Below are 12,296 nucleotides of genomic sequence, written 5' to 3'. Positions count from 1 at the left end.
CGATGGTAGCACTGGTGGAAACCCGCCGCAGCTTGCCAAAAACCCGTGCTGCCACGGGTTTCGCGCGGAGGCGTCGGCGCCTTCCATGCGTTCTGTATTTATATCGAGCCGTGCCGTGAGGTGAGCTGTAACAAGCTGTAAAAGCTACAAATTCACGGAACCGCAGATCAAATCCCTGTCTAACCCCCACCTGTGAGCAATGTCTACGTAACGCTCCGCATTCGGTGGAGCTTCAGGACAACAGGGCAGTTAGAAAAGGAGTACGCATGAACACTAGAAACATTCAGACCTTCCTGATGGTCTCAGCGGCATTTTTCGCAATGAGCGCACCCGTGCGCTCGAATCCGGGTAGCGCAGGGGCGCTCTCGAATGCGGTGAGCCGGACGGCGCAAGTTGCGCCCGCACGTATCGCCATGAACCGCGTCACGCGATCCTCGAAGGCAGACGAGGAAAATCAGAATTCGTGATGTGCCGTTGAAGCGGTACGTCTGTTGATAACCGGCTGTTGTCTCGTCTGAGTTTCACTCGAGGCAACGACGCAAATGAAAAGGGCGAGGATCTTGCGATCCTCGCCCTTTTCATTTGCCTGGCTATCTGGCGACTCTTTCGCGCGATCGTCAGGCCTTGTCCTGCACCACGCCGCGGCGAATCTGATCGAGTTCGATCGATTCGAACAGCGCCTTGAAGTTGCCCTCGCCGAAGCCTTGGTTGCCCTTGCGCTGAATGATCTCGAAGAAGATCGGGCCAATCTGGGTTTCGGTGAAGATCTGCAAGAGCAGATCTTCCGGCGCGCCGTCGATCAGGATTTTGCGCTTCTTCAGTTCGTCGAGCGGCTCGCCATGATTCGGTACTCGGCGATCGACCAGCTCGTAATACGTGTCGATCGTGTCGAGCAACGAAATGTTCGCTCCGCGCAAGCCGTCCACCGTACGGTAGATGTCGTTGCTTCCAAGCGCGATGTGCTGAATGCCTTCGCCGTGATACGCGTCGAGATATTCCTGGATCTGGCCGGCCGTTTCCGATCCTTCTTCGTTGATCGGAATCCGGATCTTGCCGCACGGCGAAGTCATTGCCTTCGACTTCACTCCCGTGACCTTGCCTTCGATATCGAAGTAACGCACTTCGCGGAAGTTGAACAGGCGCTCGTAAAACTCCGCCCACTCCTGCATGCGGCCGCGATGCACGTTGTGCGTCAGGTGATCGATATAGGTCAGGCCGTGGCCGACCGGATTCGGGTTCGCGCCGGCAATGGGTTCGAAGTCGACGTCGTAAATGTCGATATTGCCGATGCTGTTCGGCTGCGCGCCGTTCTTGCCGCGCCAGCGGTCGACGAAGTAGATCAGCGAGTCGCCGATACCCTTGATCGCGGGGATGTTCAGCTCCATCGGACCGGTCTTGTTATCGAAGCCCCATGCGCCTTTTTCCAGTGCCTGCTTATAGGCCTTGGCCGCGTCCTGCACGCGGAACGCGATCGCGCAGATCGACGGGCCGTGCTGCCGCGCGAAGCGTTGCGCGAACGAATCCTGCTCGCCGTTGACGATGAAGTTGATGTCGCCCTGGCGATACAGCGTCACGTCTTTATGACGATGCCGCGCGACCGCCGTGAAGCCCATCTGCTCGAACAGCCTGCCTAGCGCCTTCGGATCCGGGGCGGTGTACTCGATGAATTCGAAGCCGTCGGTACCGACCGGGTTGTCCCAGGTTGAAACCTGCATTGTCTGTCTCCTGTCGACCGGAGTCGGCGTTTGCGCGCCTGACTCTGGTGCCATTCAAAATGGTTGCTGACGTGCGCTGGCGGATTGCGCGAATCGGGATCGGCGATTGAATGCGACCGAATGACGCAAGTGTAAAGTCCGGCCCGAGACGGAAACTTGCGAATTAAATCGCACGTCGGTACGCTTGAGCCATTTTCTAGCGCAGTTGTTCGATAGGACGGCAGAAAATGGCCAACGTGGAAATCGACGCAATCGACAGACGCATTCTGGCGATCCTTCAGGAGAATGGTCGCCTGTCGAATCAGGAGATTGCCGAGCGCATCAATCTCTCGCCCAGTCCGTGCTTGAGACGTATTCGTCGGCTGGAAGAGAGCGGCATCATTCGCGGCTATGTCGCGTTGCTGGATGCGGAGCGCCTCGGTCTCGGTTTGCTCGCCTACGTGAACGTGCGGCTGGAGAAACGTGGCGGTTCGGCGCCCAGTCCGCGCGGCGACGCCACACATGCGGATCTGTTTCGCGCCGCGGTCCAGGCGTGGCCGGAGGTGGTTGGATGCCACGCGATGACCGGCGACATGGATTATCTGCTACGCGTCCAGGTGGAAGACATGGCGCACTTTTCGCGCTTTGTGCAGGAGCAGTTGCTGCACCATCCTTCGGTGATCGACGTGAAAACGAGCTTCTCGCTGGAGAAATTCAAGGAGACAACGGCACTGCCGATCTTGTGAGCGCGAAGCTTCCGCGCTGAGGTGGCGCGAGCGGAAGGTGGAAGCAAACAAAAAGGGCAGCCGGGAGGCTGCCCTTGGTCATTTCGCCGAATCCCCAGCTTTCAGGCTGCGGCGGCCGTCGGCAGGAAGGATTCGAACAGCCTGGACGCCTGGCGCGCCTGGCGCTTGAGCGCGTAGTCGAACACGGCGGCCTGCTCCTGCAACATCTCGGCGATGATGCTCGTTTGATCTGCCGGCGGAAGCGTCAGATAGGCGTCTGCTTCGCCATACGCGTATTCGATCTTCATGCCGGCCTTCTTCGCGATGTGCATCATCGTTGAGTTGCGCGACAGGCAGTGCATATAGAGCATCGTGACGTGCGTGTTGCGGCTGCGGATGGCGGCGCGCTCGAAAAGCTTCGAGCCGATACCTTGTCCACGGACGCTTTCGAGTACCGACACGCCAAATTCAGCGGTGCGCTTGTCGCCTTCGGCAGGCAGATAGGCGAGGTGGCCGACGCCGGTGAGCTCCAGCTTGCTGTTGAACACGCCGAAAACGGTGTCGCGCGTAAAGTCGATCGCGCGCACGTAGTTTTCGATGACGTGGTTCGGCACGATCTGGCCGAAACGCAAGAGGCGGTCGTCTTCGTCGAGTGCCAAAAAGTGGGCCAGCAGCCGTTCGCGGTCGACAGCGGTGAGTTCACGGACCAGAGCAGGTGCGCGACCGGCTGGCAACGACGCGTGATCGTGCGGGACGATCGGCTCTGCGGCGCGAGGGGGCATCATGTTCATGGTCGGGTTCTCCTTTTGATCGAGCGGCTTGGTGCACCGCAAAACGGATTCTAGCGGAAACCACGGTCCATCACTAGGGAAAACCCGTATTTGATCCTGAGGAACCTGTCTAAAAGCTTTGCGCCCTATTTTTAATTAATTGATTTAAAAAGAAAAAATAAACTGAACGAGCGTTCGTGGCGAGCGTGTCGCACGCTCTCTTCGCTTGCACGTGTGGGCTTGGGTATTGCTGCCCTGCGTCATTTTGTCTGAGGCGTGCTCAAACCGTGATCCACCATCGCGACCACCTGCTCGGCGAACTCGCGGTAGCCCATGCGGCCGTCCGGCTTCAGCCACGTGAACGTCCAATTGATCATGCCGAACACCATCATGGTGAGCGCGGTCTGGTTTTCGCGGGTGGCGCGCTCCGGATACGCGCGCGCCAGTTGCCGCGCAAAGGCCGCGACTACGTCGCGCTGGCGGTTCAGGACTACTTCGCGCTGCGTGTCGACCAGATACTTCACGTCATTCAACAGCGCGACGTGCCGGCTATGCGACGTTTCATACTCGGACAGAAACGCCCGGATAAGCTCGGCGAAGGTTTCCCGTTCGGTGAGTCCGCGCCGCTGGCTGGCACCTTCCACCTCGGCAATGATCAGCATCAGCCGTTTCGTGTAGCGATCCAGCAGGTCGAACAGGATTGCCTCCTTGCTCGCGTAGTAGTGGTACAGACGCGCTTTCGACGTGCCGCTCGCGGCGGCCAGATCGGCCATCGAGGTACTGGGGTAGCTGGTTTGGGCGAATTTTGCCGCGGCCAGTTCGAGAATCTGCTCGCGTTGGGTTTCGTGGTCGGGAGCTCGGGTGCGGGCCATAGTGGTCTATTTATTAGTTTGGGCAGGGAGCGAACGCCGCGCACACGTCAAGCGTGCGCCAGGCGTTGGCGTCGCCGCGCAACTTGATGCGTCGTGTCGAGGCCAGTTCGCGCAGGCGCCACAGCACGACGCTGTCGCTCACCAGAAACCAGAGTTCGGCAGCCATCAGCTGGGCGGCGACGCGCGCGGCGGGCTGCCAGTCTTCGCCGATGCGATCGAGAATCAGCGCGTCCAGATCGGCGAAACTGCCGCTCGTGAACGTGTTGTCGCGCCAGCGCCGCGTCTCGCCGTTCGCGTGCTTCACCTCCTGCCATTCGAGCGCGAGCCGGCTGATGCGCAGCACGGAAATCGGCGCGGCGTCCGGCAGACGCGCCTGCAGCACGGCAGGCGCAAACATGCCGACCGACGTCGCGCGATCCTTGCGGGTGTGCGCCCATGCGCCCGGATCGGTGAGGTCGCGAATCGACAGACGCACCTCGTTCAGGCGTTGCGGGCTATTGCGCAGGTGATAGCACACGCGGCGCAGCATCAGTTGATCCGCGGCGCTTTCGCCGTGCCACACCACCAGATTCGCTTCGCCGCGCGCGATGTTGTCCAGCGCCGCGGCCTGCTCGCGAAATTCGCGCAGGAAGTCGCGCCGGGTGTCGGCGCTGACGCGATCCCAGAAGTCGGCACGCACGTTCGGCGCGTCGTCGATACCGCGTAGTGGGCCGACTGCCAGATCGTCCCGCAGTGCGTGCACGAGATCGTCGCGGGCCGCTTCGCGGAGCGCGGCGCGCAGTGACTCGGCGGCGACGTCGCCATTGGTGAGGTGAATCGTGCTCATGAGCGGTGGCTGGTTGAGGCAATAAAGCAATAACAAAGGGGCCGCTCGTCGACCGGAACAGATGTCCGATCGCGAGCGGCCCCTAGTGTAAGCGGATCGCGAGGCCGCCGAAAGCGCTGCGGGTGTCACCGCGAGGCTTTTGGCGGCGCGCAGGCTCAGCGTTCGTCGTAGCTCACCACCACGCGGTCGCTGACCGGATGGCATTGGCACGTCAGCACGAACCCGTCGCGGATTTCGTGTTCTTCGAGCGTGTAGTTCTTTTCCATTTTCACTTCGCCTTCCAGCACCTTCGCGCGGCAGGTGCAGCAAACGCCGCCCTTGCACGCGTACGGTAGGGCGAGGCCGGCGCGCAGACCCACATCCAGTACGCTCACGCCTTGATATGGAAGACGCAGCTTGCGGCGCTTACCGTCGAGCACAATTTCGAGGTCGGCGGCCGGCGTGTTTTCGGTGATCTCGACCGGCGGCACGCCCGCTTGCGGCAGCGGCGAGCCGAAACGCTCCACGTGCACTTTCGCGGGCGGCACGCCGGCGGCTTTCAGCGCCGCCTCGGCGGCATCCATCATGGGGCCGGGGCCGCAGATGAACGCTTCGTCGATTGCATCGGCCGGCAGCAGATTCTCGATGAACGCCGCGCACTTCTGCTGGTCGAGCACGCCGTTGAACAGCTCCACGTCCTGCAGATCGTCCGACAGCACGTGATACAGCACGAAGCGATTCATGAAGCGGTTCTTCAGATCTTCGAGCTCTTCCGCGAACATGATCTGATCGACGCTGCGGTTGCCGTACACGAGCGTGAAGGTGCTGCGCGGCTCGATTTCGAGCGTCGTCTTGATGATCGCCAGCACCGGCGTGATGCCCGAGCCGCCTGAAAACGCGAGGTACTGCTGACCCTGATCGGCGTTCAGATGGGTGAAGAAGCGGCCGTCGGGGGTCATCACGTCGATCGTGTGGCCGGGCTGCAGCGTGTCGAACGCGAAGTTCGAGAAACGCCCGCCGCGCACGCGCTTGATGCCGATGCGCAGTTCGCCGTCGCGATCGTAATCGGTGACGCCGACGCAGATCGAATACGAGCGGCGCGTTTCCTCACCGTCGATATGCGTCTTCAGCGTGACGAACTGGCCTTGCGTGAAGCGATACAGGTCGCGCAGCTCGACCGGGACTTCGAAGGCGACCGAGACCGCGTCGGCGGTTTCAGGCCGCACTTCGCGGATACGCAGCGGATGAAATTGCGGAGTGGCCATATCAGTATGGTTTGAAGTAGTCGAAGGGTTCGCGGCAGTCGAGGCAGCGGTACAAGGCCTTGCAGGCAGTAGAGCCGAATTGCGCGATACGTTCGGTGTGCGCCGAGCCGCAACGCGGACAGGACGGCGCCGGCAGCGCCCGCGGCACGAAGCGCATCACTTTTTCCTGCGATGGTGCGGCCGACCCGCAGTTGCCCGTGGGCGGCGCAATGCCGTACGCGCGCAGCTTTTCGCGGGCGTCGGCGGTCATCCAGTCGGTGGTCCAGGCCGGCGCGAGCACCGTGGCGACGCGGTACGGTTTGAGTTCCGCGACGTCGAGCGCGTGGGCGACGTCCTCGGCAATCTGCGACATCGCAGGACAACCGGAGTACGTCGGCGTGATCACGACTTCGAGCGTGCCGTCGGCGTCGCGGCGCACATCGCGCAGAATGCCGAGTTCGCGAATCGACACGACCGGAATCTCCGGGTCGGGCACCGTTTCAAGTACAGCCCAAGCGCGTTGGAGCGCGGCGTCGCTCGTGGTGGCGGCAGTCGAGGTCGTCATCGTCGGATTACCAGGTGGCGCCGGGATGCTGGCGCGCGAGGCTCTGCATTTCGGCCAGCACGAAGCCCATGTGCTCCGAGTGTTCGCCGTGCTTGCCGGTTGTGATGTGCTTGACCGCTTCGGGCAGCGTCAGCGTGGCTGCGTCGAGCGTGGCGCGCACGTCGTCGAGCCACGCGGCTTCGAGTTCCGAGGTCCGCAGGCCGATGCCGGCTGCGGCGATCGTTTCTTCCACCGCGTCCGCGCTGAAAAATTCGCGCGTGTACGGCAGCAGGTAGTCCAGCGCGGCTTGTGCGCGGCGATGCGATTCGTCGGTGCCGTCGCCGAAACGGATCAGCCACTCGCTCGCGTGGTGCACGTGATAGCTGGTTTCCTTGATCGACTTCGACGCGATCGCTGCGAGTTGCTCGTCGGTGGAGTTCGTCAGCGCGGTCCACAGATGCGCCATCAACGTCGAGTAAAGGAAGTTGCGCACGATCGTGACCGCATAGTCCTTCTCGGCCTGCGCGGTGCCGCACAGCGGGCCGTAATGCGGCAACTCGGCGAGCGTGTAGTTGGCGAATTCGCGTTCGGCGCGGAAGTACGCGTAGTCGTCTTCCGTGCGGCTCTTGCCGGTGAGCTGCTGCTCGAGCGCGGCGGCGTGCGTGTACAGCAGGCGCGCCTGGCCGATCAGATCGAGACTCATGTTCGACAGCGCGATGTCCTCTTCGAGGATCGGCCCGTGACCGCACCATTCGGTATTACGCTGACCGAGAATCAGCGCGGTATCCGCGAGGCGCAGCACGTATTGGAGATGTTGGGGCGTGATGTTCATGGCCGCGCTTACATGTGGTTGACTTCGTCGGGGAGCGTGTAGAACGTCGGGTGGCGGTAGATCTTGTCGCCAGCCGGTTCGAACAGTTCCGCCTTGTCTTCCGGCGCGGACGCCGTGATCGCCGACGACGGCACCACCCAGATGCTTACGCCTTCCTGGCGGCGCGTGTAGACGTCGCGCGCCATGCGCAGCGCCATCGGCGCGTCGGCGGCGTGCAGGCTGCCGCAGTGTTTGTGGTCGAGTCCCTGCTTGCTGCGCACGAAGACTTCCCAGATCGGCCATTCTTTGTTCATTGCTCTATCTCCTTTGTCGACCGGAGTTGGCGTTGAGCGCTTACTCCGGTCCCATGCAATCCGTTGCGGTCGATCGGGGTTAGCGCTTTGGCGCTAACCCCGGTCTTCTGAAACATGGTTATCGTTTCTTCCCGACGCGCCGCGCTCGTCAAGCGGCGTGCTGTTGCGCGCGCTGGCGCTGTTTTTCGGCGTGCGCGAGGGCGGCTTCGCGCACCCACGCGCCGTCGTCATGGGCTTTGACGCGGGTGACCAGGCGTTCACGGTTGCACGGGCCATCGCCGTTCACGACGCGCCAGAATTCTTCCCAGTCGATGTCGCCGTAGTCGTAATGGCCGCGCGCCTCGTTCCATTTCAGATCCGGGTCGGGTAGCGTGACGCCCAGCACCTTGGCTTGGTCGACGGTGGCGTCGACGAATTTCTGCCGTAGGTCGTCGTTGGAAATGCGCTTGATGCCCCATTTGGACGACTGATTGCTGTGGATCGAATCCTTGTCGCTCGGGCCGAACATCATCAGCACCGGCCACCACCAGCGATTCACCGCCTGCTGGACCAATTCGCGTTGCGCGTCGGTGCCGGACATCATCGACATCAGCGCGTCGAAACCCTGGCGCTGGTGAAACGACTCTTCCTTGCAGATGCGGATCATCGCGCGGGCGTACGGACCGTACGTGCAGCGGCACAGAGGGATCTGGTTCATGATCGCCGCGCCGTCGACCAGCCAGCCAATCACGCCGACATCGGCCCACGTGGGCGTCGGGTAATTGAAGATGCTCGAATATTTGGCCTTGCCCGAATGTAGTGCGGCGATCAGCTGATCACGCGACACGCCGAGCGTTTCAGCCGCACTGTAGAGATAAAGACCGTGACCGGCTTCATCCTGCACTTTGGCGAGCAGAATTGCCTTGCGCTTCAGACTCGGGGCGCGCGTGATCCAGTTGCCCTCCGGGAGCATGCCGACGATTTCCGAATGCGCGTGTTGCGAAATTTGCCGCACCAGTGTTTTGCGGTACGCGTCGGGCATCCAGTCCTGCGGCTCGACCTTGCCGTCGGCGGCCATGACTGCATCGAATTGCGCCTGCTCGGGCGAATTTGCGCCCGCATCCAGCGGGGCAACATTGCCGGGAATATCCAGGGATTGCGTGTACATGGGGACGCTCTCTGCGGAAGTTGTCTGAGTTCGCACAGTATAAGCCAACCGACCGGTCGGTTAATAAATTTTTTGACGATGGTCAGTGCCGCTGATAGGGTCGGTTTGGGTCGGCGGTCGCGGCGTTTCGTCAGCGCCACTGCCCCGTGCCGACACTTAACCTATAAAATTGCGAATTGGCCGCGATTTGCGGTCCTCCCGCATCCCCGGTACTCATGTTACGTCTAAGCGAAATCAAACTCCCGCTCGATCACCCCGAGAGCGCTCTTGAAGCGGCCGTCCGTGCACGCCTCGCGGAGCTCGGTGTGACAGAGGACGGGCTCATCCGGTACACCGTGTTTCGTCGCGCGCACGACGCGCGCAAACGCGCCGACATCAAGCTTACCTATATCGTCGATGTCGAGGTCACGGATGAAGCGGCCGCGCTGAAGCGGCTCGCCGACGTGCCGCACTGCGGCGTGACGCCCGATATGACGTACCGGTTTGTCGCCAAGGCCCCCGCGCAATTGACGACGCCGCGCCCGGTCGTGATCGGCATGGGCCCGTGCGGGCTCTTTGCCGGATTGATCCTCGCGCAGATGGGCTTCCGGCCGATCATCCTTGAGCGCGGCAAGGCTGTGCGCGAGCGCACGAAAGACACCTTCGGGCTGTGGCGGAAGTCGGTGCTCAATCCCGAGTCGAACGTGCAGTTCGGCGAAGGCGGTGCGGGCACGTTCTCGGACGGCAAGCTGTACAGCCAGATCAAGGATCCGAAGCACTATGGTCGCAAGGTGCTCGACGAATTCGTCCGGGCCGGCGCACCGGAAGATATTCTGTATCTGAGCCGGCCCCATATCGGGACGTTCCGCCTCGTCAGCATGGTCGAAAAGATGCGCGCGACCATCCATGAGCTGGGCGGCGAGGTGCGCTTCGAAACGCGCGTCGACGATATCGACATCGACGACGGCAAGGTGCGCGGCTTGAAGCTGTCGTCCGGCGACACGCTGCGCTGCGATCACGTGGTGCTGGCGGTGGGCCACAGCGCGCGCGACACCTTCGAGATGCTGCACGACCGCGGCGTCTATATCGAGGCGAAGCCGTTTTCGCTCGGCTTCCGGATTGAACATCCGCAAGGTTTGATCGATCGCAGCCGTTTTGGCAAGTTTGCCGGTCACAAACAGCTGGGCGCGGCCGACTACAAGGTGGTGCATCACTGCAGCAACGGACGCGCGGTCTACAGTTTCTGCATGTGCCCGGGCGGCACGGTGGTGGCGGCGACTTCGGAGCCCGGGCGCGTTGTCACCAATGGCATGAGCCAGTACTCGCGGGCGGAGCGGAATGCCAATGCCGGGATTGTGGTCGGCATTACGCCGGACGATTACCCGGGCGGCCCGCTCGCGGGCATTGCCTTCCAGCGCAAATGGGAAGAGCGGGCGTTCGAGCTCGGCGGCGGCAACTATATGGCGCCGGGTCAGCTGGTCGGTGACTTTATCGCCGGCCGGCCGTCCACGTCGCTGGGTTCGGTAATGCCATCGTACAAACCGGGCGTGCATCCGACCGATCTCAGCACCGCGCTGCCCGACTACGTGATCGAGGCAATTCGCGAAGCGCTGCCACAGATGGACAAGAAGATCGCGGGCTTTGCGATGCATGACGCCGTGTTGACGGGCGTCGAGACGCGAACGTCGTCGCCGATTCGCGTGCGTCGACGGGATGACTATCAGAGTATGAATGTCGAGGGGTTGTATCCGGCGGGCGAGGGCGCGGGGTATGCCGGCGGGATTTATTCGGCGGCGATCGACGGAATAGAAGTCGCCGAAGCGCTCGCGTTGAAAATGACCGGCGCCCAGAAGGTCTGAGCTGGGGGGCGGCGCGCGTTCGCGGCCGCCCGCGATTGCCGTGGCGATCGGGCACAATGCTCGTTTGGCCTCGAACCCACCACCCGAATGACCATTCGCACCTTGGCTGCCGCATGCGGCGCGGCGCTGCTTGCGCAGTTCGCCGTGTCCTCCACTGTCTTTGCCGTCGACGCCCCGGCGCCAGTCCACTGGGTCGCCGCATGGGCGACCGCGTTGCAACCCATTCCGCAGCGGGCGGACTTGCCGCCGTTGTACCGCGCGCCCGAGGTCGCGGGACGCACCGTCCGTCAAATTGTGTATCCGACGCTGTCGGGAAAGTCGGCGCGAATCCATCTTAGTAACGAGTACGGCAAGACACCGCTTGTCATCGACGAGCTGCGCATCGCGCGTTCGGCGGGCGGCGCGGCTACTGTCGGTGGCGACGCGAAGCGTGTGATGTTCGGCGGACGCGGCGCCGTCAGTATTCCGGCCGGCGCGGAGTTGGACAGCGATCCAGTCGCTATGGATATCGCCGAGGGCGCGCCGTATGCCATCAGCGCATTCATGGGGCCCCAACAGGGGGTGGTGGCGTGGCACCGCGTATCGAATCAGGTGAACTATGTCTCCGCGCCGGGAAATCATGCGGCGGACGCTTCGGCCGAAGCATTTCGCGGCCGGTTTACGCACTATATGTGGGTGACCGGATTGTCGGTCGAAGCGGCGGCGTCGTCGGCAGCGGTCGCCGCGATCGGCGATTCGATCACCGACGGCATGCGCTCCAGCCTGAATCAGAATCGTCGCTGGCCAGATGCGTTGGCTCGCCGCCTGGACGGCACCGGCGATCCTTCGATCGCGGTCGTCAATCTCGGGATCAGCGGGAATCGGCTTCTGAGCGACTCGCCTTGCTACGGCGATGCACTGGCGAGCCGTTTCGAGCGCGACATTCTCCGGCGTCCGGGCGTCAGGACGGCGATCCTGCTGATTGGCATCAACGACATCAACTTCGCCGCGATGCCGGCGCGTAGCGGGCTCGACTGCGATTCTCCGCATACCGCGGTGACGGCTGCGGACCTCATTGCCGGATATCAGCGGGTGATCGCCGCCGCGCGGCACGCTGGCCTGAAGGTGTTCGGCGCAACGTTGACGCCGGCGTCGCTGCCAGCGGAGCGGGAAAGCATCCGCCTCGCCGTCAACCAGTGGATTCGCACCAGCCACGCTTTCGACGGCGTCGTCGACTTCGACGCGGCGCTGCGAGACCGGGCGCAGCCGGATCGTCTGCAACGCGATTTCGACAGTGGTGATCACATCCATCCCAGCGATGCCGGCTATGCCGCCATGGCGGCGGCGATTCCCGTGGACGCAGTTGTGAACTCGGCGCGGAAGTAAGTCACCAGAAAAAATTTCGTCAAACCCTTGTCGGAGCGCGGCCGTTCGCCTATTATTCGCGTCCTCGTTTGCGAACGAGGGCCGCGGCGGAAACCAGCGGTTGTGACGCCAACAAGGTTTTAAGCGGAAGCGAAAAAATGTTGTTGACGAAACGAAAAAGAGCCTTC

Annotated in this window: 13 protein-coding genes; 4 read left to right on the top strand and 9 right to left on the bottom strand. The window is 62.5% G+C overall.

All coding sequences use genetic code 11. The features are described 5' to 3' along the window. Window positions 1–266: 266 nt before the first annotated feature. On the top strand, window positions 267–467 hold the full coding sequence (locus tag BGI01S_RS31085; RefSeq protein ID WP_084585387.1) for a hypothetical protein: 201 nt from the start codon (window positions 267–269) through the stop codon (window positions 465–467). Between the two features lie 150 nt (window positions 468–617). Here the strand turns inward: BGI01S_RS31085 and hppD are convergent, their stop codons facing one another. Then, window positions 618–1,715 carry a 4-hydroxyphenylpyruvate dioxygenase gene (gene hppD, locus BGI01S_RS15970; protein WP_042326926.1) on the bottom strand — a complete coding sequence of 366 codons (1,098 nt, stop codon included), beginning with the start codon at window positions 1,713–1,715 and terminating at the stop codon, window positions 618–620. A gap of 227 nt (window positions 1,716–1,942) precedes the next feature. On the opposite strand from hppD, the gene BGI01S_RS15965 reads away from it, so the two are divergent. Beyond that, entirely contained in the window at window positions 1,943–2,440 is a 498-nt protein-coding gene (locus BGI01S_RS15965) for an Lrp/AsnC family transcriptional regulator (RefSeq protein WP_042326925.1), read from the top strand. Window positions 2,441–2,541: 101 nt separating this feature from the next. On the opposite strand, the gene BGI01S_RS15960 is transcribed toward BGI01S_RS15965, so the two are convergent. The 8 genes from BGI01S_RS15960 to paaA all read right to left on the bottom strand — a co-directional run bounded on the left by BGI01S_RS15960 (window position 2,542) and on the right by paaA (window position 8,926). Beyond that, window positions 2,542–3,210: a GNAT family N-acetyltransferase gene (locus BGI01S_RS15960; RefSeq protein ID WP_042326923.1), complete on the bottom strand. Its 669-nt coding sequence runs from the start codon at window positions 3,208–3,210 to the stop codon at window positions 2,542–2,544. A 239-nt stretch (window positions 3,211–3,449) separates the two neighbouring features. Beyond that, complete coding sequence (locus tag BGI01S_RS15955; protein ID WP_042326921.1) at window positions 3,450–4,061, bottom strand: TetR/AcrR family transcriptional regulator; 612 nt, start codon at window positions 4,059–4,061, stop codon at window positions 3,450–3,452. A gap of 13 nt (window positions 4,062–4,074) precedes the next feature. After that, window positions 4,075–4,887, bottom strand: a complete 813-nt coding sequence (locus BGI01S_RS15950; RefSeq protein ID WP_042326920.1) for a DUF1835 domain-containing protein — start codon at window positions 4,885–4,887, stop codon at window positions 4,075–4,077. 155 nt (window positions 4,888–5,042) lie between these two features. Further along, the gene (gene paaE, locus BGI01S_RS15945; RefSeq protein ID WP_042326918.1) at window positions 5,043–6,131 is read right to left on the bottom strand and encodes a 1,2-phenylacetyl-CoA epoxidase subunit PaaE; all 1,089 of its coding nucleotides are present in this window, start codon (window positions 6,129–6,131) and stop codon (window positions 5,043–5,045) included. A 1-nt stretch (window position 6,132) separates the two neighbouring features. Further along, complete coding sequence (gene paaD / locus BGI01S_RS15940) at window positions 6,133–6,675, bottom strand: 1,2-phenylacetyl-CoA epoxidase subunit PaaD (RefSeq protein WP_042326916.1); 543 nt, start codon at window positions 6,673–6,675, stop codon at window positions 6,133–6,135. A gap of 7 nt (window positions 6,676–6,682) precedes the next feature. Further along, the gene (paaC, locus tag BGI01S_RS15935; protein WP_042326914.1) at window positions 6,683–7,486 is read right to left on the bottom strand and encodes a 1,2-phenylacetyl-CoA epoxidase subunit PaaC; all 804 of its coding nucleotides are present in this window, start codon (window positions 7,484–7,486) and stop codon (window positions 6,683–6,685) included. 8 nt (window positions 7,487–7,494) lie between these two features. After that, window positions 7,495–7,779: a 1,2-phenylacetyl-CoA epoxidase subunit PaaB gene (gene paaB / locus BGI01S_RS15930; protein WP_007179854.1), complete on the bottom strand. Its 285-nt coding sequence runs from the start codon at window positions 7,777–7,779 to the stop codon at window positions 7,495–7,497. Window positions 7,780–7,927: 148 nt separating this feature from the next. Further along, window positions 7,928–8,926, bottom strand: coding sequence for a 1,2-phenylacetyl-CoA epoxidase subunit PaaA (gene paaA / locus BGI01S_RS15925; RefSeq protein WP_042326912.1), 999 nt, complete (start codon window positions 8,924–8,926; stop codon window positions 7,928–7,930). Window positions 8,927–9,141: 215 nt separating this feature from the next. On the opposite strand from paaA, the gene BGI01S_RS15920 reads away from it, so the two are divergent. Together BGI01S_RS15920 and BGI01S_RS15915 are read left to right on the top strand one after the other, a co-directional pair. Next, the gene (locus BGI01S_RS15920; RefSeq protein WP_042326909.1) at window positions 9,142–10,764 is read left to right on the top strand and encodes an NAD(P)/FAD-dependent oxidoreductase; all 1,623 of its coding nucleotides are present in this window, start codon (window positions 9,142–9,144) and stop codon (window positions 10,762–10,764) included. Window positions 10,765–10,851: 87 nt separating this feature from the next. After that, entirely contained in the window at window positions 10,852–12,129 is a 1,278-nt protein-coding gene (locus BGI01S_RS15915) for an SGNH/GDSL hydrolase family protein (protein WP_042326908.1), read from the top strand. Window positions 12,130–12,296 lie beyond the last annotated feature (167 nt).

The organism is Paraburkholderia ginsengisoli NBRC 100965, from assembly GCF_000739735.1.
GTDB lineage: Bacteria > Pseudomonadota > Gammaproteobacteria > Burkholderiales > Burkholderiaceae > Paraburkholderia > Paraburkholderia ginsengisoli.
Note: the sequence above shows the minus strand (reverse complement) of the source record. Positions and strands in the feature narration are given on the sequence as shown.

What these genes read in the sequence shown, in the direction of transcription:
- BGI01S_RS31085 (WP_084585387.1), top strand. Translation starts at nt 267, where the DNA reads ATGAACACTAGAAACATTCAGACCTTCCTGATGGTCTCAGCGGCATTT.
- hppD (WP_042326926.1), bottom strand. Translation starts at nt 1,715, where the DNA reads ATGCAGGTTTCAACCTGGGACAACCCGGTCGGTACCGACGGCTTCGAA.
- BGI01S_RS15965 (WP_042326925.1), top strand. Translation starts at nt 1,943, where the DNA reads ATGGCCAACGTGGAAATCGACGCAATCGACAGACGCATTCTGGCGATC.
- BGI01S_RS15960 (WP_042326923.1), bottom strand. Translation starts at nt 3,210, where the DNA reads ATGAACATGATGCCCCCTCGCGCCGCAGAGCCGATCGTCCCGCACGAT.
- BGI01S_RS15955 (WP_042326921.1), bottom strand. Translation starts at nt 4,061, where the DNA reads ATGGCCCGCACCCGAGCTCCCGACCACGAAACCCAACGCGAGCAGATT.
- BGI01S_RS15950 (WP_042326920.1), bottom strand. Translation starts at nt 4,887, where the DNA reads ATGAGCACGATTCACCTCACCAATGGCGACGTCGCCGCCGAGTCACTG.
- paaE (WP_042326918.1), bottom strand. Translation starts at nt 6,131, where the DNA reads ATGGCCACTCCGCAATTTCATCCGCTGCGTATCCGCGAAGTGCGGCCT.
- paaD (WP_042326916.1), bottom strand. Translation starts at nt 6,675, where the DNA reads ATGACGACCTCGACTGCCGCCACCACGAGCGACGCCGCGCTCCAACGC.
- paaC (WP_042326914.1), bottom strand. Translation starts at nt 7,486, where the DNA reads ATGAACATCACGCCCCAACATCTCCAATACGTGCTGCGCCTCGCGGAT.
- paaB (WP_007179854.1), bottom strand. Translation starts at nt 7,779, where the DNA reads ATGAACAAAGAATGGCCGATCTGGGAAGTCTTCGTGCGCAGCAAGCAG.
- paaA (WP_042326912.1), bottom strand. Translation starts at nt 8,926, where the DNA reads ATGTACACGCAATCCCTGGATATTCCCGGCAATGTTGCCCCGCTGGAT.
- BGI01S_RS15920 (WP_042326909.1), top strand. Translation starts at nt 9,142, where the DNA reads ATGTTACGTCTAAGCGAAATCAAACTCCCGCTCGATCACCCCGAGAGC.
- BGI01S_RS15915 (WP_042326908.1), top strand. Translation starts at nt 10,852, where the DNA reads ATGACCATTCGCACCTTGGCTGCCGCATGCGGCGCGGCGCTGCTTGCG.